The organism is Pirellulales bacterium (assembly GCA_033762255.1).
Classification (GTDB): domain Bacteria; phylum Planctomycetota; class Planctomycetia; order Pirellulales; family JALHPA01; genus JANRLT01.
Map to the genome: position 1 here is coordinate 56820 of JANRLT010000022.1, position 21804 is coordinate 78623.

Sequence of the window (21804 nt, forward strand, 5' to 3'; positions counted from 1 at the left end):
CCGATGTAACTGCTCCAAGAATCCAGCCAATCATCTACTGCGAAAAGATTCGCGATAAACCATTGACATGACGAGCCGGTTTACCTCTACCGGTGAGAGTAAGTTTAATGGCGAATTGTTAAGATACGCTAAAAGCTGAATGTCAATTCGATTTGATTACTGTTAAATAAGCGTGAGTAGCGCGATGATGTTTTTGCGGATTTCCGCCGTTTAACGCAATTTTAGCCTGCGCAGTTTAACATTGATGCGAATTTAAATAGCTTTGTTAATTTTTTTGAAGAGCCTAAAACTGCAGTGATCCAGATTTTGTAATTATTCACACAAGCCTAACACTATCTCAAATCAAACGACACATTGGCTGGTTAAAATTCTTCTGCGTAAATCGAGTTGGCAAACTCAAGTCACACTGACATTTCGCTGCAATACTCCTATCATTTGTGTAGGAGCGTTTTTGTTTATTAGCCCCCCGGGATTGGAATCCATGAATTTGATTTTTAGCACTCGCACGAAGCGTGGCTTTACTCTGGTCGAACTATTAGTTGTCATCGCCATTATCGGCATCTTAGTCGCGCTGCTCTTACCCGCGATCCAGTCCGCCCGCGAGGCCGCTCGCCGCAGCAGTTGCATCAATAACATGCGGCAACTCGGCTTGGCCTGCCACAACTACATGGGCATCCATAAAGCCTTACCCCCTGCGTACTTAGAGTACAACGCCACGCTGCGACCAAACCTCCGGGACACCAGTTTTCACACGTTGATGCTGCAATATATCGAAGAATCCAATATCGCCAAAATTTATAACTTTAAAGTGAACTGGAATGATGCCGCCAACCGCCGCGCCACCGATGTCGAGATTCCCCTTTTGATTTGCCCTTCTGTCGGTGATTCCGAACGCCAGTGGGCCACGGATTACGCTCCCTGCACGGTCATCAGCAATTCCAATAATTACGCCCTGGCCTCGGATAATCCCAGCACGCCCAAGCTAATCGATTATTTGGAAAGCAAAGGGATTAAAAGCCGTCGAATCACCGACTCGGAATCACGAATGCAAATTCAAGGAAATGGCCTGTCGGGTTATATCCAAGGGGCGTTGCGGCAAAATCTCAAGACCCCGTTTAAAAAGCTCACTGACGGATTGTCCAAGACATTTTTGCTGTTTGAAGATGCCGGCCGACCCGTTCGCTACAAGTACGGTCAACGCACGAACGCCATTGTGGCCAAGGAGCGGACTGGGGAAGGAACCGAGTGGTTCAACCATGACAACTATTTTCATGTGCATAATTATCCCATGTTTAACTACCACAATGGGAATGAAATTTATGGCATGCACAACGGCGGGGCGGTCTTTTTAAACTGCGATGCATCGACCGAATTCGTCAGCGAGGAAATCAACGACAGGATTTTTGTCGCGCGGTTTTCGGTCAATTCAGGGGATTAGGCTTTAAAATCCGTGGCGGAATTCGCCAGAATTCCGAAGTCTTTTGGAGTTATCAAAATCGGAACTTTAGCAAGTTCAGCTACGTGGTAATCCAGGCGAAAGCTTGGCAAGTACTCCTGCGTAGTGACGATTGTCATGATCGCTCAAGGCCTAAAAACTTGCTATGGCAGCCGGTCCAACCCCAGGGCCGCGCGATAATCGGCCTCGGCTTCGTGAAATTGGGCCCGGGCCTCGATCTCTTTCATCGCGGCCTCAATGGCGTATTGCTCGCGCAGGGTTACTTTGAGCATATCGCTTAACCCCTCGGAAAAATTCAGCCGCTCGCGCTCGGCGAGTTCCTCGGCATAACGGACCGCCTCGCTAGCCCGTTGAACCTGCACATAGGTGGCGACCATGGCGGCGTACGCGGACTGGACCTGAGCGCTAATTTTATCCTCGGCCAGTTCCCGCTTGGCCCGCAACTGGCTGATCTTGGCCTGTACCGCTTGAATTTTGCCCCATCCCTTGCGCCGCTGCAACGGCACATCCACATACACTCCCGCTTCTAACTCAAAGGGGGATTTATCCCGCTTAGAACTAGTTGGCTCACCCACATCCTGCGACCCGTAGACCTGCGCATCGACCTCGGGTAGGGTCTCATTTTTGGCCAAGTTTAGATCAATTTCGAGCTCTTGCCGCAGTATGTCATACAACGCCAGGTCGGGCCGATTGTAATACGCCGCCTGAATATCCGTGACCAACCCCCGGGGATCAAGCGGCCGAATGGAGGGGAAATCGGGAATTTGCTCCAGTGTCGGGACAACCGGCTCGCCGTTGGCATCCCGTAAATAAAGCGACAGTTTCACGCTCTTTTCCCACAGCTTACGTTCGGTTTCGGCTAATTTTACCTGCCGTTCCGCCACCAACCGCAAATTATCCGTCAGTTCCGGCGGATCAATCAACTGTGCTTCGACTTGCTTACGGATTCGATCCGTCCGGTCCAGGGCGAGGTCCAAAATCCCCTGCGCGATCTTGCGGGCCTGGCCCGCCGCCACCCATTCCCAATAGGCGTAACTGGCTTCTTGGACAAAGTCGATTAACTGCGCTTGGATGTCCGGCTCGGCATAGCGGCGTTCTAGCATCGCGCGGGATAATTCCGCCCGCCGTTCGTCGATGATCCGATTTTTGGCAAACGGAACATACATCCCTAGTTTAAATTCGCCCCCTTTATTGGTTTCGCGTTCCAGATACCAGGGTTGAAATTCTCCCCGCCCTATGCGGTATCCGCCAAACAAATCCGAGCCGGGAAACAGTGGCTGAACAAAGCCCACCGAATGGCGGTAGTTTTCGTAAAAACCGAGGGGCATATTCTCGCTGGAGGCTTTGATTTTGGTATCAAACGCGCCGCTGGCGGCCAGATAATTTCCCGCCGCCAAATCACGCGAATAAATCGCGGACTCTAGCAGCGGATAACTGCGATAGACCGAATTGATCACTTGCGGCAAAAGCACCTTGGGGGCCGTGGGAGCCTTACCCGCCGCCGCTCCTCGCGGGATTTCCTCGACGCCATTTCCCTTCTCTGTCGGAAGTGGTGGCAACGGGGCATCCGGCTGTTCAGATGCATTAGCCGCAGGCGGTGATGCTTGCGTTGCGGTTCCAGGGACGGTTGACTCGGGTGGAGCTGGAGGGGGTGGTAACGGCGCACCCGCTCCGTCATCCGGCTGCCGCGGTACCTCCGCCTGTGTATGCTTTGCCAACTGAATGTCCTGATCCGCGTGGGAAGGAGGCGGATTAGTTTTGTCAGGGATGTTTAAAACCCGTTGTGCGGCGGATGGGGAATTTTCCCGCCAAAAGCTGGGGGCGACCGGCTGGGTGATAGACGCGTTTGCCGCCCGAGTTGTATTTTGCACCCGGGAAGCAGAAAGAGAATTGCCGTCAGCGGTTTTCCGCAAGGGGGATGGGGGCGCGGGAGAGCGCGTGGATTGGCACCCTAGCGCCAACCCAACCGCCACGAACAAAAACATCCATGTTTTTGGCATGAAAACCCAACCTAGATCCCGCAGATGACACAGTTTATCCCTTAGCCATGTCACGCTATGGGATTCATCGACCCGCCTTACTGGCTAGCTGCATGAGGATTGCAGGAAAAAGCCACAAACCTGGGCGTGCTAGCTTTTTGGCAGCTTGGGGGGTTTGGATTTTTTTTCGGTTTTGGCTTCGTCTTTTTCCAAATCAACCACCGGGGGAAAGCTGTTCAGTCGCCGCCAGAACTCAAACCACAGCGGGACCCGGTCTAAGAGCACCCAGCCGTTAGCGCGCACACCTTGGCGGAGAAAGCGAACATCGGGCCAGGGGGGATCGGTGGGATCGGGCTTAATGAGGACACGGAATTTGCCGTATCCGTTATCGGTGGCATCGACCGAGATAACCTTTCCTCCAAATGTGCCCACGGCAACCGAGGGCCAGCCGGAAAACTGAATCGCGGGCCATCCCTCGAACTGCAGGCGGACATGCCGACCGGGTTCGACCAGGGGAGCATCGTTGCCATCCAGCCACAACTGAACCGCCCGATCTTTGGTTTCGGGAACAATCGTGCAAATCATGTCTCCTTCCTTGAGAAACTGGCTCCCTTGATTGGGAGTGATCTGCAGGATAAAGCCATCAAAGGGAGCCAAAATGACCTGGTCCCGCTGGCGGGAAACTTTAATCCGGGCCTCCAGGACTTCCTTTTCCGCTTTACTTAATTCCTGCTGCGCCTTGGCGACATCGCTTTCCGCCTTGGAAATATCCCCCCGGGCCTTGGTCAGGCTGGCCTGGGCGTATTCGATATCACCCTGGGCTTTTTGGATTTTTGCATGGCGGTCCCGCTCTTTGGCCGCCAGTTCGGATTCGGCCGAATCGACGTAGGATTCGGCCCGCTTGACTTTAGCCTGGTATTCGATCAATTTTCGCTCGATTTCCTGCAATTTTTGTAGGGAAATATTACCCGCCTGCTGCAGGCGTTTGGTCCGGTCAAATTCCGCCTGAAGCTGCGGGATGGCGGCGTTGTATTCATCCAACTGGTGCTTTTCGGCCTGGAGCTTATCCGCGGCCATTTGCACGTAGGCCTCTTGCGAGGCGACTGTTTCATCCTTGACGTTTTGATAGGCGCGCAATTGTCCTTCCAACGCCGAGATGATGGCCTTGGAGGCGAGCAGCATCCGTTCATTTGCCTGCAATTGGTCCTTGGCGGCCTTGGCCTGGTTTTCGGTGTTGGCCAACTGATCAGCCAGGCGTTGGCTGTAATCCTCGTCCAAGTCGCTAATTTCGACGATCATCTGGCCTTTGGTGACACGGGCGTTTTCTTCGATGCCATCCCCCCAGCGGACAATTCGCCCCTTGATGGGGGCCTCGATGGTTTGCGATCTTTCCCCGGGCGCAAACGCGATCACATTGCCGCTGCCGGTCACGGACTGCTGCCAGGGGGCAAATGCCAAAAACAACACCGCCGCCACCAGCGTCATAAATAAGAGTTTGGCGATCCAACGGGCTTTTTTAGAGGAGCGCACCAAGCGCAGGGAGGGAACCGCGTCCTCGCTATAAGCCACGGGAGACAACAGCGGCTGACGGTCCGTGTGCCCCTGGGCGGGCGCATGATCAGCGGGATGGAGCGTGGTCGGGGACATATCAACAATTCTCGAATTATGTTAAGGGAAATTGAAGTTGCCGCTGGCAGAGCCGCGCCAGCGATGCCCGACCGGTCACCAGCACCAGGGTTCTTCCCCGTTCGCTGGCGCACAGCCGCAATAAAATCGCCTCGGCTTCGTCATCTGGCAAGGTATCCAACGTGCCATCCACCAAAAGCACCGATGGTTGCTGAACCAGCGCGCGGGCCAGCATCAGTTTACGTAATTGATTCCCCGTGAGGGGTTGGCCATTGGTCGCCACCACCGTATCCAGTCCCTGCGGTAAATCCAGCACATCGTCCAGCAGGCCCACCTGTTCCAAGGCCCGCTGTAATTCGGACGCGGAAATATCGGCCCGACCGAGATGGATGTTTTCGGCGATGGTCCTTTCAAAAACCTCAATATCGCGAACCAACACCACCACCGAGCGCAATAAATCGGTGGGCAGCCCGCGGTAATCCAATCCGCCAATCGCGACATGGCCACTTTGGGGCGTGCGCAGTCCATATAATAAGTCTAACATAACGCTCTTGCCGCCGCCGCTAGGTCCGACCAGGACGATGCGTTCTCCCGCGGAAATCGTCAAATCCAGGTTTTTTAACACTGGAGGACGATGGGGAAAACTATAACTGACCTGCTGCATCCGCAAATCGGGATTATCCGGGAGCTTGGCCAGCATTTGGCTTCCCTGGGGTTCAATGGGAAGCTCAAATAGGTGATTTAGCTTATCCATCGAGGCCATGACATCATAAAAGCTTTCCAAATGTTTACCCAATTTGGCAAATGAGTCCACAATGGTCGCCACAATCAGGTTGGCCGCGACCAGTTGGCCCAGGGTCATTTGCTGCGAAATGACGAGCCACCCCCCCAGGCCCAACAGCACCGTGGTGGCCAGGGCCTGCATTCCCAGGGCAAACATAATCTGGCGTATGAGGATGCGAAAATGCCGTTGGCGGGCGATTAAATATTCCGAAGAGATCTGATCGACGCGTTCCATCGCAAAGCGCGCCGCGCCATTATAACGCAGCGCAATGGGTGAATCGGACAGATCCTCCAGCCAACTGGCCATATTGTATTTGGTGCGGGACTCGGCGATCGAGGATTGGATCGCCCCCCGTCCCATCACAAATAACACGATCACCAACATCGTGACCAGGATAATATCAAATCCCAATAGCCAGGGATGATAAAACGCTAGCACCGCCATGCCAATAAACGTATTTAATACCAGTGAAATGCCGTCCAGCAGCAATTGCGCGGTGACTTTTTGCACGGTGACAATTTCAAAGTAGCGATTGACCAGTTCCCGCCCCGACTGCCGGTCCAGGGCTTCGCTGCGCACGCGAGGCAAACGATAGGCCAAATCCGCCACGATCCGCGCAAAAAGCCGCCGCTGAATAATTTCCACGACAAACGTCTGCAACGTCCGCAAGGCCGCCTGAAAAGCCAAAATAATAAATAACATGATCGCCAGGATGATCACTGGCTGGAAAAACCGCCCAAAGGCGACCGTGCTGACCAACGACTCCACGGCCAAGGGCGTAGCCAGTGACAATAGGCCAATCACCACCGCAAAAATCAGCACCATCCATATGTCATACCATTCGGGCTTTAATAGTTCCCAAAACTGGCGGTGCGGGGCGCTATGTTCGTGATGCTCGGCCCAGCCAGCGTGATCCAAGGTCTCAATGGCGAACACCCGCGCGACCGGGGGGACATTTTTACTTTCCAGGTACTGCTCTAACTTTTCCGGCTCGAGCGTACGAACTTCCGACGCCGCGGCCTCAAACAGGGTCACGCCATGATGGTCCAAACTGGTCAAACCCAGCCAAGTTTGGTCGGGTAACAGCATGATCGCCTGCAATCCAGCCTGGCATAGCTCCAAAAGCTGCTGGTGGGTGCAATCAATGACCCGGCAGCGCTGGTCCAGCGTATGCTCGGCCGTTAATAACCATTTTGACCAATCATCGGGGAGTGTCTCTGGCTGTTGGGCGGCGTTTTCCTCCAAAGTGCGCCGCAACCGCGCGCGATCCACCGTATGCCCGGTCTCCAAGGACCAATGGTCAAAGATCCACAGGACCTGGCTGAGGTGTTGCAGGCGCAGATCCGCGGGATTGGCGGAAGGAAGCGGCGTGCTCATAGTTGGAGTGGCAGGGAAAACGGCAAAAAGAATGGTTTAGCGGCGGCGGCTGACGTTTTGGGGGGATGACGCCGGCGGCGGCCAGACACAGGGATCAAATTTGCGGTCCAGGGCCTGCCGCGTGCGTTCAATCGCGCGGTCCAGGCAGGCCTGTCGTTGTCGGTCGATGGCGGTCACTGTCATTTTACCAGTTGGAGAAAATTGCACCGTAACGCGGCACAGTTGCTCTCCCCCCTCCCGCGGGGATTCCGCCAATTCCACGGCAATCTGGACCAGGCGGGACTGAAAACGGGACAACGCGAGCCGAATCCGTCGTTCGATGGCTTGACGGGTCCCGGCGTTGAGTTTGGCGGTGGAGGCGGAAATGGCGATCTGCATATAAAATCCCGCAATGGGGTGTACGCCCAAGTATACGGCATTATTTGTAAAATAGACGCAAAGATATTCTTGTGCTAACCTATAGATAATATCTATGAATGGAGGCCCCCCCGTGGATTGGCTGAATTATCATCATTTGCTGTACTTTTGGACCGTCGCCCGCGAGGGGGGGCTGACCCCCGCCGCCGCCAAATTGCACCTTTCCCAGCCCACCCTCAGCAGCCAAATCCAAAAACTGGAACGCGCCTTAGGCCTCAAACTTTGGCGGCGCGTGGGGCGCGGAATTCAATTGACTGATGATGGCCAGGTGGTTTACCGCTATGCCAATGACATCTTTTCACTCGGCCACGAACTCCTCGACACCCTGCGGGGCCGTCCCGTCGATCAACCGTTGCCGTTTACCGTGGGCATCCCGGACATCCTGCCCAAGCTAGTCGTGCATCAATTACTCCGTCCTTGCCTGGAATTGGCCGAGCAATTAAATCTGGTCTGTTACGAGGGGAAGCTTCCTGGACTGTTGGAGGACTTGGCCGCGCACCGGCTGGATTTGGTTTTATCGGACTCTCCCGCAGGGCCGGCGCAAAGCGTGCGGGTGTACAACCACTTATTGGGAACCTGCGGCACCACGATTTTTGGCGTGGCGCGGTGGGCCCGGCGCTACCGGCGAAATTTCCCTCAGTCGCTGGCCGGAGCTCCGCATTTACTCCCCACGTCTAACACGGCCTTTCGCCGGTCGATCGACCAGTGGCTGGATAGCATGCAACTGCGACTGGAGATTGTGGGGGAATTTGAGGATAGCGCGTTATTAAAGACTTTTGGCCAAGCCGGGCGAGGGTTGTTCTTTGGACCTTCCGCCATCGAGGCGGAAATTTGCCGCCAATACAAAGTCACTGTGGTGGGACGAATTCCGGAACTGCGGGAAAATTATTATGCCATTTCGGTGGAGCGCAGGCTCAAGCATCCCGCGGTGGTCGCCATTTCGGCCGCGGCACGCAACCAGCTCTTTGCCAAATGAGCCATCCGGGGTCGGGAGTCTGCGAACGGTGTGCGGCGGCTACGTAGCGGGATTCGCCAGAATTCCGATTCGGGGTCGGGAGTCTGCGAATGGTGTGCGGCGGTTTGGCGGACCGGGTCTATTCGTTCGTGACTCGCGACCCCCTCGGGCCAAGCTGTTAACCTAGGGCGACGCCGCGCTTGCCCTAGGCTGGGATAGGTCGGACCTTTGGCCCGCAATGAATAAAATGCCTTTGGCCCACGAGCAATCAAGAGCCTTTGGCTTACAAAGCTGTTAATTCGTGGCTGGTCCCAACCTACTGTGTAGGAGCCGCAGCCACGACAATCACCCGTGTCTGCTCGGGGAACTTAACCTGTGTGTCTAGCAAACGGACAAGCCCATTCTCGACAACTCCGACAACAGCTACCGGACGGCGGGGTGGCAAGTATGACTCCAGCGGAAGCAGAACGTCGCCGGGCGTGACGTCAGGGATCAGCAGCATGGGTTCCGCGGACAACTGCTCGTCCAGCGCCTTGCGGTGCTCGCTGCGGGTGTCGGGTTGCGGCGTCGGCATAAAAATCCTCAGTAGGAGGTGATGACAAAAATCGGCGGGTCCCCGACCTCTCTCCGGGGTGCGTAATACAATCCCCTCTCTTTGAGCCGCCCAGCGGCGCAAGGATGCTAGCCGGGTGTGCAAACCCCTGGATCGCAGAATGGATAGGATGCAGAGCCGAGCAGCGGCGACGGAATGACACGGCACCGGGGACGGTGCCTGCTACATTTTGACACGGCACCGGGGACGGTGCCTGCTACATTCAATACGGCGACGGATGTACCTTTTCCTAGCCACAAATAAACGCCCACCAGACACGACTTTGCCGTGACGCGGCGAGATGATGATTTGCTTACCCGAACCGTGGGCTTGCGCCCACGGCTACGATCCGAAACCGCTTCGCGGTCTTCATTGCCGTGTGCCACTGCTGGACAAGCCAACAGTGGCACACGAAGGTAGCCTACCGTCTAACCTTAATCCACGGCATTTTTCACACCTTTTTCAAACCGTGCCACATATGCCAGGCCAAACGTCTCCGCCACCGCCCGGTTCGTTACCTCGCCGGCAAAAATGTTCACAGCGCGGGCGAGCGGGGGAAACGCCGTCGCCGCCGCCACCACGCCCAGGTTGGCCAGGCGCAGCACCCAGGGGAGTGTGACATTGCACAGGGCATAAGTGCTGGTCCGGCCCACCGCGCCGGGCATGTTGGTCACGCAGTAATGCAGGATTTCATCCACGATGTAGGTCGGCTCGCTATGGGTGGTGGGGCGACTGGTTTCGATGCAGCCTCCCTGGTCGATCGCCACATCCACGATCACCGCGCCATGTTTCATCAGTTTTAGATCTTCGCGACGGATCAAACGGGGGGCCTTGGCTCCGGGGATCAGCACCGCCCCGATGACCAAATCCGCCCGTTGCAGATGCTCGCGAATGGTATGCCGGTCGCTATACAGGCAATCGACGTTGGGGGGCGTGACATCATCCAGGTACCGCAGCCGGTCCATGTTGACATCCAGGAGGGCGATATTGGCTCCAAAGCCCGCGGCGATCTTGGCGGCGTTGGCCCCCACCACGCCCGCCCCCAGGATCAATATGTTGGCCGGGGCCACACCGGGAACCCCGCCCAGGAGTATTCCGCGTCCCATTTGGGGTTTTTCCAGATATTTGGCTCCTTCCTGCACACTCATGCGTCCCGCGACTTCGCTCATCGGGGTCAGCAGGGGGAGGCGGCCTTGGTCATCGCTGAGGGTTTCATAGGCAATGGCCGTGGCCCCTGTGGCCAAAAACTTGGTGGTAAGTTCATGATCCGCGGCAAAATGAAAATAGGTAAACAACGCCTGACCGGGGCGTAACAGGGCCAGCTCGTCCGGTTGCGGTTCCTTCACTTTGACGATGAGTTCCGCCTGGGCAAAGAGTTCCGCCGCGGTATCCAGCAATTTCGCCCCGGCGACTTCGTACTCGGCATCTGCCAAGCCCGATCCCACCCCCGCGCCGCACTGGACCAGCACCGTATGCCCCGCGCGGGTCAGTTCCTCGACCCCGACGGGCAGCATGGCGACGCGATATTCATCCCGTTTAATTTCCTTTGGTACGCCAATTTGCATGGGGAGTTCTGTGAATGAGGTATTTGAGAATTCTGGCGAATTCGGCTACGAGTGAATTGACCTGCACAGCGGGGATTAGTCACTCCGCCAACGCCTGCGTAAGCAATTCCCACAACGCATCCAGCGACTGGGGCAACACCTGCACACCGGCTGTAACGGGCATAAAGTTTTGATCACCGGCCCAGCGGGGAACAATATGCCAGTGCAGGTGTCCCGGCACCCCCGCCCCTGCCACGGCACCCAGGTTGAGCCCGATATTTGTCCCCCCGCAACGGAGTTGCTGTTCTAAAACCTGGGTTAAACGGGTCAAGAGCGGCAAGGTCGCCTGTTGTTCGGCGGGAGTCAGGTCCGGTAAACCCGCCACATGCCGCCGGGGAGCAATAAGCAGGTGGCCGTTATTATAGGGGTAACGATTGAGCACCACGACCAATTCCGCCGAACGCCATACGGTAAGCGTGTCATGCAGATCGGGGTCTACCGCCGCGCGGCATAAAAAGCAGCCCTGATCCGCCTTGTCCAGCCAGTGTAAGTGACTAAGGTCGGGCGGTTCGGGCTTGTCCAGTAAATAGCCCAATCGCCAGGGGGCCCATAGGTGTTCTGTTGGCATTGGCTAGTTAATATCTACAAATGGACGGTGTTCGGAGCGACAGATTCCCCTATTGTTAAGAATTTCAGGGAATTTTGGCTAGCCGCTAAAATCTGTCGTCATTAAAAAAATCAGCCATGCGCGACATTTCCTTTAGCAATGCGAGGGGAGGTTGACAAGAAAATGGCCAAGCCGCAATTCAAGAAAAATAAATTCATTTGATTTTCGATGCCTGGCCTATTTGGATACGCCGACCAGCCACAATAAAGTCGCTAGCTGAAAATTTATGGCAAATTGCTGGCAGGTACTGGACTGGCCTGTCAAATAGCGTAAAAATCAGATAAACGACAAGACCACGGCGCTTAGCGCAGAACTTACGTAATCTTAGTAATCCCCGGACTACTTTTTCACCGGTTTCCATGTCGCGACAATCGAAATGGTTTGCCGTGGCCGATCCTCAAATGCCGGTGCTTTTGGCCGCGCGGGATTGCTTGCGGGACCGTTTGCGCTGGCTCTGGCGCTTGCTCCGCGTCGCCGCCCATAGCGATGCCGGCCAACCAGAAGCCGTGCATCAATTACGGGTCGCCAGTCGCCGTGCGCAAACAGCCCTAAGCATGTTTCGTTCCCTGGCTAATACCTCCGAGTATGCCTGGATCGAAAAACAGGTAAAAAAAATCCGCCGTAGCGTGGGTGTGGCGCGGGATGCCGATGTACTGGCCGAGCATTATCGCCACATAGTCCCCCAACTGGAAAAAGCGACCGCGGCACCCGTAAAGCTGCTCTTAAAGCGCTTGCAAAAGCATTGCGATAATGGACGTTTGCCCCTTTATCGACTCGCCGCCAAACTCAAACGCAAACGTTTTCCCGAACGATCGCAACGGTGCCTGCGTCAAATTCTCCGCTTGGCCAAAAAAAATGAGGCGGATCACACCCGGCCTCCCTTTCAAGTATTTGCCGAGCAAGCGTTGCAGGAATTATGGGGCGAGTATCGGGCTGCGGCCCGGATGGATTTGACCCAAATTGATGAGCTGCACAATCTGCGCCTGCAGACCAAGACCTTGCGGTATGCCATGGAATTGTTGGCGGGGGCGTTTGCTCCGGGATTTCGCGAGGTTCTTTACCCCCGCGTGGCCGAATTACAAGAACGCCTGGGCCTGATCAACGATCATGCGGTGGCAATCGGCAAATTGCGGGATATTCAAGCAAACATAGAGGAAAAAGGACTACAACGCTGGCTAGAAGGAGAAATATTGCAGCGCCAGGGGGCGTTACAGCAGGCCCACACCGACTTTTTGGCCTGGTGGGAACTAGAGCAGCCGATCTTGTTTTCCACCGCGGAAGGAATATTGCAAATTGGGCCAAACGCCGCGGCTCGAACATTACCTCTTCCCCCCGCCGCGGAAAGCGCATCCCTTAGCCCCACGGCCTGACCCGCGGGGTACCCCGTTTCAAACGATGCGGGGGATATTTTTGGGCCAAGGATCGCTAGCCAAAAAATCGCTCCGCGCGTTATGCTGGGAGGAATGCGGAGGCGGGGAAAACGGATGCTGCCCGCTGCCGGGTGACTTTCTTTGTTATCGGATTCTTCGTTGTCGCAGTGGAACTGTCGAGCATGACGGCCAAAAACCAAAACGTGGGACTGCTGCTGGCGTTTGCGTTCACCACGTTTGTCAGCGCATTCTTGCTCTTTTTGGTCCAGCCGCTCATCTCCAAAGTGATTCTCCCCTGGTTTGGCGGCTCGACCGGCGTCTGGGCGACCTGTTTGGTCTTTTTTCAGGTAATGCTTTGTTTTGGCTATGCTTATGCGCATTATCTTCAGCAATGGTGCGCGCCGCGCAAGCAAGCCCTGATTCACCTGGGACTGTTATTGTTTGGCGTTTGCATGCTGCCCATTCGGCCCAGCGAAGCTTGGGAGCCGCCGGATGGCAATGCCCCGATTGAGCGGATTTTATGGCTGTTGCTGCGGCACGTGGGGGTGCCGTATTTCGCGCTTTCGGCCACGGGACCTTTGTTGCAAAGCTGGTACGCGCGGTGCTTTCCCGGACACCGGACCTACCGGCTATACTCGCTTTCCAATATCGGCTCCTTGGCGTCGTTGTTGATGTTTCCGTTTGTGATGGAGCGGTATCTGGATCTGGGTGTTTTGACCACGAGTTGGGCGTGGGGCTTTGTGGCGTTTGCCGTGGGGTGCGCTTTTGTCACGGTCAGCGCCTGGCAAGCCGCGGAAAAGCGGGCTTCCGCCGACCTGGCCCAACTCCCCCTCGCCGAGCTTTCCACGCCAGAGCCACTCTCCACGGACACCGCTCCCCCGTCCGATCCGACACCCCGCCAAGTTTGCTTATGGGTGGCGTTGCCGGGCTTGGCAACATTTTTACTGATCTCCTTAACGAATCATTTGTGCCAGGACGTGGCTTCCATTCCACTCTTGTGGATTTTGCCCCTGAGTCTTTATTTGCTTTCGTTTATTATTTGCTTTGACGCGGATCGCTGGTATCAGCGAGTGCCGTTTGCCCTGCTGGCATTCTTTAGCCTGGTTATTTGCACTTCCATGCTGGCCAATGACCTGGATACCAATGAGATGGTGGGGAGCGGTTTTCTAACCCGGGGGACGCTGCCCCTGACCCAAAATCTTTTGATTAAGGCTGGTTATTTAGAACAACGAGATGAAAAAACGAACGATTGGAAGCCGCTGAAAGACTCGCCCAAACAAACGTTTAAGGAATTCATCGGCCAGTACCCTCCCTCGGCGATTAACATCAACTATCAAGGGCAGGTGTTTTTTCATTTGGCTGGAATTTTTGGGATGTTTATGTTGTGTCACGGCGAATTAGCGCGACTCAAACCATCCCCCCGGCATTTGACGGGCTATTTTATGCTGATCGCGATCGGCGGCGCCCTAGGGGGGGTGATGGTTAGTCTGGTGGCGCCGGTGATTTTTACCCAAAGCGTCGAATGGCAGTTAGGGATCTTTATTTCCTTATTGCTATCCGCCGCGCTCATTTTGGACTATCAAGAAACCTACGCGGCCTACTTCTGGCGATTATGCGGGATGATTTTACCAATCTGCCTGTTGGCCATGGTGGTTGTGTATCAAAATTCGCTTTTGCCGATGGATGAAAAGACCGAAGCCGCCTACCTCGCGGCTTATCCCCAACAAGCCCGGCATGTGTTGACGGATCAAACAGGGTTATTCTGGTTGACGATCTTGACCTTTTATGCCGCGGCCTGCGTGGCGCTATTATTTGCCCGGGGGGATGCTTGGCGTCCCGCGCGTTTTGCCGCAGTGGCAGTCGCGGGATTAATCTTTGTCAGTTTGGGCTTTTCAGATAGCCTGACCTACATCAAATTTTTTGACATTTTAAACGAATTTGCCCTGCAAAAATACGAAAAAGAGCATCCCCATGTGGTTAATCCACCCGCTCTTCCCGCCGTGGCCGATCAAATCCCCCGGGCGGATGGAACCCCCTCCACCGATCAAGTTCCGGATGTCACAGATGAACAAAAACGCGAGTCGAATAAGCGCATTCCCTGGACGGGACGCAATTTTTATGGCACCCTCAAAATTGAAGAATCCATTCACCCCAATTGGCCCTACTGGAACAATCGCGAATTGCTGCATGGGCGTATTACCCACGGAATACAGTATTACAATGGACTCAACGCCAAAGAGGCAACCACATATTACACGCCCAATAGCGGCGCGGGGTTGTCTATCATTTATTATGACCGCAAAAAAAGCCAGGAAGTGACCCAGTATAATGAGACCCCGGTGGGTGAGCGGGGCGCGCCTCCCCCGCCGCTGCGGGTGGGTGCCGTGGGGTTGGGGACGGGAACCTTGGCCGCATACGCCCTGCAGGATAACCCCTCGCCGCAACCGGCGTCCGGGCCAGATGCCGCCAATGATAAGACCTCTCCCCCCGCGACTCCGCTCGAAGTATTAAAAAAGCATTTCACCTTTTATGAAATCAACCAGTTGGTGGTGGATCTGTCGGAGATCCCCATCGCCCTGCTAAATCCCGGCGATGAAACATCCGCTTTTCGCGATGATCCTTATTTTACATTTGTAAAAAATGCCCGGCGGACCGGGGCGAATATCGAAATGGTGATGGGGGATGCCCGATTATCCCTCAAGCGGGAGGCCAAGGAAGGCAAACTGCGGCAGTTTGACGTGTTGTTGGTGGATGCCTTTAGCGGGGATTCCATACCCACCCACTTGCTCACTAGCGAGGCCCTGGCGATCTATCTCCAGCATTTACATCCCGACGGGGCCTTGGCCATTCATATTTCCAATCGATATTTGGATTTAGAGCCAGTCTGCAAGGCGTTGGCCGAGGAAGCGGGAATGTCGGCGGTCAAAGTGGATGTTACTAGCAGCGGTGGATTTCAAATTGCTTCCAATTGGGTGGTGTTAAGCAAAAACAACGATTTAATTGATACGTTGTTACAGGCCGGCTCCCATGTCAGTCCCCTGGATAAAGAAAAAATACCCGTCCGCTGGACGGATGACTTTACCAGTGTCCTGGATGTGCTGACCAAGTAGCACCCCGTCCCTCTCCCTTCGTTTACCCCACCCAAGTTTCCCGGATGACATGTCAATTTTAGAAAAATTAGCCGCAATGGGCCTTTCCCTCCCCCCCGCCACGCCCGCCAAGGGGGTCTATCAATCCGTCGTCCAGGTGGGAAATCTGCTGTACACCAGCGGACATTTGCCTGTTCAGGGGGACGGGACGCTAGTGACAGGGCGGTTGGGCGCTGATTTGACGGTGGAGCAAGGGGTCGCCGCGGCAAAATTGACCGGTTTAGCCCTCCTCACCAGTTTGCAAGTCCACCTGGGCGATTTGAATCGCGTGCGCCGGATTGTCAAAACCCTGGGGTTGGTCAATTGCACGCCGGAATTTACGCAACATCCAGCCGTGATTAACGGTTGTAGCGAATTACTGCGGGATTTGTGGGGTCCAGACGGGGGCGTGGGAGCCCGCAGCGCGTTTGGGGTGGCGGCCTTGCCGCTCAATTGCGCGGTGGAGATTGAATTGATTGTCGAAGCCGCCGATTAGCGATTATTTTGTCGATTCGAGATAAATTTGCCCCGGTTGCAATATTTTCGTCCGGGCGCAAATTGTCGCAAGCGCGGGAAACGGCTAAACTGCCATTAGGAAAGCCGTACCCTGCGGCGTCCCTCGACTTTGTTCGATGTTTTATATCTTCCGGAAAATTCCATGACCGTAGCGACCGAAGTCAAACCGCGCACCGTTGCCCAACTCTCCCTGGGGGGCAAAGTCATCGAACTCCCCACGTTGGTCGGGACCGAAGACGAACCCGCCGTCGACATTTCCAAATTGCGGGCCCAAACCGGTTATGTGACCCTGGACGAGGGGTACGTCAACACCGGCGCGACGACCAGCGCGATCACGTATCTGGATGGGGAATCGGGGGTGCTGCGGTACCGCGGTTACCCCATCGAGGTCCTCGCCGAAAAATGCGACTTTGTGGAAGTGAGTTATTTGTTGATCTACGGGGAACTTCCCACCTCGGAGCAATTGACTAAATTTAAAAAAGCATTGCAGCGGCATACCATGCTGCACGAGGACATGCGGTCGTTTTATAACGGCTTTCCCCGCGACGCGCATCCCATGGCGATTTTGGGATCGGTGGTGGGAGCGCTGGCGACGTTTTATCAGGATTCGCTCGACCCGCATATTCCCGAACAGGTGGAAGTCTCGGTTCATCGGTTAATGGCCAAACTGCCGACCATCGCGGCCTATAGTTATAAAAAGTCGATCGGCCAGCCTTTTATCTATCCGCAAAATGACAAGTCCTACTGCGAAAACTTTTTGCAGATGATGTTTGCCGTTCCCAGCGAGCCTTATCAGGTCGACCCCGATTTTATCGAGGCTCTGAATCTGCTCTTAATCGTGCACGCCGACCACGAGCAAAACTGCAGCACCTCCACCGTGCGGATGGTTGGTTCCAGCGACGCCAACTTGTTCGCGTCGATCTCGGCCGGCATTTGCGCGTTATGGGGTCCGCTGCATGGCGGGGCTAACCAGGCCTGCGTGGAAATGCTGGAAATGATCCGCGCCGATCATGGCAACGTCAAAAAATATGTTGACCTGGCCAAGAAAAAAGAGACTGGCTTTCGGCTGATGGGTTTTGGGCATCGCGTCTATAAAAATTACGACCCCCGCGCGACCATTATCAAACGGATGTGTGACCGATTGCTCAAAAAGTTGCACATCCACGATCCCATTTTTGATATCGCCCAGGAACTGGAAGGGGTGGCTCTCTCCGATCCGTACTTTATCGAGCGCAAGCTTTACCCGAATGTCGATTTTTACTCCGGGGTAATCTATCGGGCGATGGGAATTCCGGTGCAAATGTTTACCGTGCTGTTTGCGATGGGACGGTTGCCAGGTTGGATCGCGCATTGGATTGAGATGCAAAATTCCCCCAGCAAAAAAATCTGCCGGCCCCGACAAATTTATATCGGCCCCGTGCAACGCGATTTTGTCCCGTTGGCGGAGCGAACATAGGGTAATGTACCACGCGATTCACGTGGAAAAAACAGGTCAGCCGCGATGTGAAAGATGAAGCTTAACAGGACTAATTTCAATCCCAATCAAATACTGCATAACTGGCATGCAGAAACCGTTATATACGGCATTTTCAGTTGATATCGTTAGTCGTGATTAGTTGAAAACGGTATAATTCCTTTGTATTCCAAAAGCTCATGTGAAAGTGGAGGTCTTTCGTGGCAGTAGGCTTAGAAAAACTTAAAGTTAAACCGTTTACACAAGATCGTATTCCTAACGATTATCCAGGTGGCAAACTTCCTTGGCAAACTTATCACACTGTCAGAAACGCTCTCGTTCAGACATGCCGCAGGTTTGGGCCGACTGGCTCGTTGGGAGTTGTAAAAATAGCATGGGATGTAAAGGATGTGTATTTGATGGCAATGCAGGACAAAAATTTTTGGGAGCATGGCGACAAAAACCCAATGTATTATCTCCTCGAAGATCAATACAATAATGAGCAGTATTGTTACATCGAATTATACGGTGACAATCCGTTCAATGCCGACTGGCTCATTGCCATCACGGAAACTTTACGCGAGTTTGATGGCTGGGGTTTGGGTGTGAACAACATCCCGGACAGCTATGTCCTGATCTATGGCAAGGGCCTGATGGTAAAAGGGAACTTGGCTAAATGCAAATCGGCCCACCAAGTTGTGGAGCGCGCAAGCTATCTGCTCAAGCGAGGAGATAAAAAGTGGTGGCAATTTTGGCGGTAAGGCAAGTGTCCAATTTCGTTGTCATGCCAACCTAACGTAATACCCCCATCTTGCTCCATGGCTGAGTGGAAAACTAAACTTGCATAGAATAATCATTTCGGAGTGATTTAACACCCTTTAAAACTCCACTTGGTCGCACAATTCCACAATAACAGCCGCCAATTCTTTGGCCGGACCCAGGTGATCCGCCAAATACCAATGTTTTTGTGGATAATTGCGAGCATACTCCGCCACCGATGCGGCAATTTCCGTCATGAGTAGCCCCTGGAACAATAAATGCGGTTGCACCAGAATAACGCGTGCGAGGGATTGTGCGGCCATTTCCAGACCCGCCCACAGTTGGGGCCGCTGCACGGCCAAAAAGCACGTCAGGAGGCGACCCACACCGCTCTCGCTGGCCCGCCGCGCGGCAAATTCGCGCATGGTCGCCGTGGCGGCGGGGTCTTTAGCACCTCGGCCGATCATGAGCAAAAAACGCTCTCCAACCTGGCTAGATTGCCGCCAGGAGTTCTCCTTTGCCGATAATTCCGTGGTGATGCTGCCAATCTGAACCGCATCAACTAACCGTGTGGCGGAAAGTGCCAATATACTCGGATGCAGGCCCAGGGGGGGAATTTGCCGCGCTGTGACGTCGGGAAACTCCCGCAACGCGGCCGTTAGGGCCGTGGGAATGTCTGCTTTGGCATGGCCTGCGGCAAACAACAACAAGGGAGCGGCCAAGATTTGCCGGACTCCCCGTTCCACTAACAGCTGAATTCCGGCGGGAATGTCCGGTTTGGCCAGCTCCAACCAGCAATGTGCGCAGGGAATATCCGGACGGGTTTGCTGGACTAAACGCGCCAATTGCTCAAATTCGGCCAAGCCCGCCGGGTCGCGGGTCCCATGGCCGATCAGTAAGATGCCCTGTTGATGAGGCGCGGGTGGGGATGCGGCGGTTATGGTCATGGGGGCGGAAGAGGGAATACTTAGCGGGCGCGCGGGCCCTAAACTGGCGGGGAAAAACAAAAGCATGCTAGGAGCCGCCCGCGGTTTATTCTACAATAGCGCAGGCGCGTGGGGAGCGGGATGGAACTAACTTAGAAAATTATGGCCGTAGTGGGAGCCGACTGTCGTGGCCACCGATGATATTCTGCAAACCTTTGTCGCGGGAGAATTCGCCTACTTGACGTTTGCGAACGGGGCCCAATCGGGATCGCGGCATTTGCTGGATCCGGCGCTGGAAAACAGCGTGGGCCGGGGGATGGACTGCCATGTCATGCTCAACGACCCGCTTAGTTCCCGCGTCCACGCGCTGATCAAAAAAGTGGATGGACAATGGAAGGTATTTGACCAGCAAAGCCGCAACGGGACGTATCTTAACGGTCAAAAAATTGACACCGCCGCGCTCAATCCCGGGCAGACCCTGCGCATTGGCAATGTGGAACTGCTGTTTGAGATCGCGCCTGAGCCGCTGACGGTTTTGGATTCCCAAGAGCCGGAATACCAACACACCATCGTAAAGGACCTGCCGCTGGCGGGTCTGGCGACCGAAAATAGCGCCCTCCCCAGCGAAACCGTGCAAATGGCGCTAGCGGGTTTGCGCGACATTCATCAGGCGCAACAACTGCTGCTACTTTATCAGCTTAGCATTAAACTGCTGGGCTGCGACCAGCCGGACGAGGTGATTCGCGTCAGCCTGGATCTCTTGCGCGACCAAACCCGCGCCAGCTATGTGGCGTTTTTGTGGTTGGATGACGAGGGGCGGCTCAAGCCCAAATTGATGCTGCCCGAGGGAAATCCCACCCAGCTCAAACTGTCGGAGTCGCTCTCGGAATTGATTAGCAAGCAAGGGCACGCGGTCTGGATCAATAAGCAGCAAGCCCCAAAAAGCGCGCGGCACTTGGCGCACTTTGCCGACGCCCTGTGCGTGCCATTGGTCAGCTTTCGCACGGTGGTGGGGGCGATCCAGGCCTACATGGACCGGGGGCGATTTCAGCAGCATGATTTTGATTTTTGCATTTCCCTTTCAAATATCGCGGCGGTCGCGTTGGTGCGGGCGCGGCAGCAATCCACGCTGGCCAACGACTATCGCCGGATCATTGCCAAAAACGCCGGCGTGGACGAACTGATAGGCAATAGTCCCCGCATACGGGAAATGAAGGAACGCATCGCCCGACTCAGCCGCGCCAGCGGCTGCGTGCTGATCCGCGGCGAAAGCGGCGCGGGGAAGGAGCTTGTCGCGCGGGCGATACACCGCGTCAGTCCCCGCGCGGACCGGCCCATGTTGTCGGTCAATTGCGCGGCGATTCCCGCCGAGCTAATGGAAAGCCAGCTATTTGGGCACAAGGCGGGGGCCTTTACCGGGGCGGACCGTGACCATCCGGGATATTTTCAACAAGCGGACTCCGGCACGCTCTTTTTGGACGAGGTCGGCGAACTGACGCTCGAGGGACAGGCCAAGCTCTTGCGAATCCTCGAAGGGCACCCGTTTTTGCCCGTCGGCGGAAATAAACAAGTCACCGTCGATGTGCGCGTGATCGCGGCGACCAATCGCGACTTACAAACTTATGTCCGCGAGAAAAAATTTCGCGAGGATTTGTTTTATCGCCTCAGCGTGTTTGAGGTGATCATCCCCCCCCTGCGCGAGCGTGGTTCGGATCTCGAACTGCTGCTGGATCATTTTTTGCAACACTTTAAACAGCAGCACGGACGGCCCGGATTGACCCTCTCCCAAGCAGCTCGCAATAAACTCTTGCATTACCATTGGCCGGGCAATGTCCGCCAGCTACGCAACGTCATCGATAGCGCGGTTGTTCTGGCGGGAGGCCCCTTTATTGAGGTGGACGATCTGGGGTTGCGGGATAGCGGCGCGGAGGTGGAACTGGAAACCCTGCGACTGGATTACTGGGAAAAAAAACTGATCAGCGAAGCGGTGAAACGCTCTGCGGGAAGCGTCCACGAAGCGGCCAAGTTGTTGGGCGTTAGCCGGGCCACACTGTATCGCAAACTGGATGAATACGGCATCGACCGGGGCAAACTGCCAGCGGAGATGTAGCGGCGACCTTTCCCCGGGTTTCATCCAGGCCTATCCACAGCAGAATCTGTTTTTTTACCATGTATTTGTCCTGACGCTGTCGTTCTAGCTTTCCTAGACTGGCTTTTCACAGACTACAGGTCTAAAATACGGCTGAGCCCATTGG

At 55.1% G+C, this 21804-nt stretch carries 17 protein-coding genes; 8 read left to right on the forward strand and 9 right to left on the reverse strand.

Annotation, left to right across the window (positions count from 1 at the left end; translation table 11 throughout):
- The first annotated feature begins 481 nt into the window (after nucleotides 1-481).
- Nucleotides 482-1438 carry a DUF1559 domain-containing protein gene (locus SFX18_07085; protein MDX1962898.1) on the forward strand — a complete coding sequence of 319 codons (957 nt, stop codon included), beginning with the start codon at nucleotides 482-484 and terminating at the stop codon, nucleotides 1436-1438.
- Here SFX18_07085 and SFX18_07090 read toward each other — a convergent pair.
- From SFX18_07090 to SFX18_07110, 5 genes are all read right to left on the reverse strand, one after another.
- Nucleotides 1435-1575 (reverse strand): hypothetical protein, encoded by a 141-nt coding sequence (locus SFX18_07090; GenBank protein MDX1962899.1) that lies wholly within the window; start codon nucleotides 1573-1575, stop codon nucleotides 1435-1437. The two genes, SFX18_07085 and SFX18_07090, sit on opposite strands and share 4 nt — an antisense overlap.
- A 24-nt stretch (nucleotides 1576-1599) precedes the next feature.
- Nucleotides 1600-3456, reverse strand: coding sequence for a TolC family protein (locus tag SFX18_07095; protein ID MDX1962900.1), 1857 nt, complete (start codon nucleotides 3454-3456; stop codon nucleotides 1600-1602).
- A gap of 129 nt (nucleotides 3457-3585) precedes the next feature.
- Nucleotides 3586-5082, reverse strand: coding sequence for an HlyD family efflux transporter periplasmic adaptor subunit (locus SFX18_07100; protein MDX1962901.1), 1497 nt, complete (start codon nucleotides 5080-5082; stop codon nucleotides 3586-3588).
- 16 nt (nucleotides 5083-5098) lie between these two features.
- A complete protein-coding gene (locus SFX18_07105) occupies nucleotides 5099-7222 on the reverse strand; it encodes an ATP-binding cassette domain-containing protein (GenBank protein ID MDX1962902.1) in 2124 nt (707 codons plus the stop codon).
- Between the two features lie 36 nt (nucleotides 7223-7258).
- A complete protein-coding gene (locus SFX18_07110) occupies nucleotides 7259-7600 on the reverse strand; it encodes a hypothetical protein (protein ID MDX1962903.1) in 342 nt (113 codons plus the stop codon).
- A 94-nt stretch (nucleotides 7601-7694) separates the two neighbouring features.
- Here SFX18_07110 and nhaR point away from each other — a divergent pair, with 94 nt between their 5' ends.
- A complete protein-coding gene (nhaR, locus tag SFX18_07115) occupies nucleotides 7695-8615 on the forward strand; it encodes a transcriptional activator NhaR (protein MDX1962904.1) in 921 nt (306 codons plus the stop codon).
- A 295-nt stretch (nucleotides 8616-8910) separates the two neighbouring features.
- Here the strand turns inward: nhaR and SFX18_07120 are convergent, their stop codons facing one another.
- From SFX18_07120 to SFX18_07130, 3 genes are all read right to left on the reverse strand, one after another.
- Complete coding sequence (locus SFX18_07120; GenBank protein MDX1962905.1) at nucleotides 8911-9168, reverse strand: hypothetical protein; 258 nt, start codon at nucleotides 9166-9168, stop codon at nucleotides 8911-8913.
- A gap of 452 nt (nucleotides 9169-9620) precedes the next feature.
- Complete coding sequence (ald, locus tag SFX18_07125; protein MDX1962906.1) at nucleotides 9621-10751, reverse strand: alanine dehydrogenase; 1131 nt, start codon at nucleotides 10749-10751, stop codon at nucleotides 9621-9623.
- Between the two features lie 79 nt (nucleotides 10752-10830).
- Nucleotides 10831-11358 (reverse strand): HIT domain-containing protein, encoded by a 528-nt coding sequence (locus SFX18_07130; protein MDX1962907.1) that lies wholly within the window; start codon nucleotides 11356-11358, stop codon nucleotides 10831-10833.
- Nucleotides 11359-11756: 398 nt separating this feature from the next.
- On the opposite strand from SFX18_07130, the gene SFX18_07135 reads away from it, so the two are divergent.
- The 5 genes from SFX18_07135 (at nucleotide 11757) to SFX18_07155 (ending at nucleotide 18625) form a co-directional block, all read left to right on the forward strand.
- A complete protein-coding gene (locus SFX18_07135; GenBank protein MDX1962908.1) occupies nucleotides 11757-12767 on the forward strand; it encodes a CHAD domain-containing protein in 1011 nt (336 codons plus the stop codon).
- Nucleotides 12768-12949: 182 nt separating this feature from the next.
- Nucleotides 12950-15877 (forward strand): hypothetical protein, encoded by a 2928-nt coding sequence (locus tag SFX18_07140; protein MDX1962909.1) that lies wholly within the window; start codon nucleotides 12950-12952, stop codon nucleotides 15875-15877.
- 49 nt (nucleotides 15878-15926) lie between these two features.
- Nucleotides 15927-16391, forward strand: a complete 465-nt coding sequence (locus SFX18_07145; protein MDX1962910.1) for a RidA family protein — start codon at nucleotides 15927-15929, stop codon at nucleotides 16389-16391.
- Between the two features lie 162 nt (nucleotides 16392-16553).
- Nucleotides 16554-17867 (forward strand): citrate synthase, encoded by a 1314-nt coding sequence (locus SFX18_07150; GenBank protein MDX1962911.1) that lies wholly within the window; start codon nucleotides 16554-16556, stop codon nucleotides 17865-17867.
- A 218-nt stretch (nucleotides 17868-18085) separates the two neighbouring features.
- Nucleotides 18086-18625 carry a hypothetical protein gene (locus SFX18_07155; GenBank protein ID MDX1962912.1) on the forward strand — a complete coding sequence of 180 codons (540 nt, stop codon included), beginning with the start codon at nucleotides 18086-18088 and terminating at the stop codon, nucleotides 18623-18625.
- Nucleotides 18626-18742: 117 nt separating this feature from the next.
- Here the strand turns inward: SFX18_07155 and SFX18_07160 are convergent, their stop codons facing one another.
- Nucleotides 18743-19570, reverse strand: coding sequence for a sirohydrochlorin chelatase (locus tag SFX18_07160; GenBank protein ID MDX1962913.1), 828 nt, complete (start codon nucleotides 19568-19570; stop codon nucleotides 18743-18745).
- Nucleotides 19571-19736: 166 nt separating this feature from the next.
- Between SFX18_07160 and SFX18_07165 the strand changes: the two genes are divergently transcribed.
- Entirely contained in the window at nucleotides 19737-21659 is a 1923-nt protein-coding gene (locus SFX18_07165; GenBank protein ID MDX1962914.1) for a sigma 54-interacting transcriptional regulator, read from the forward strand.
- Nucleotides 21660-21804 lie beyond the last annotated feature (145 nt).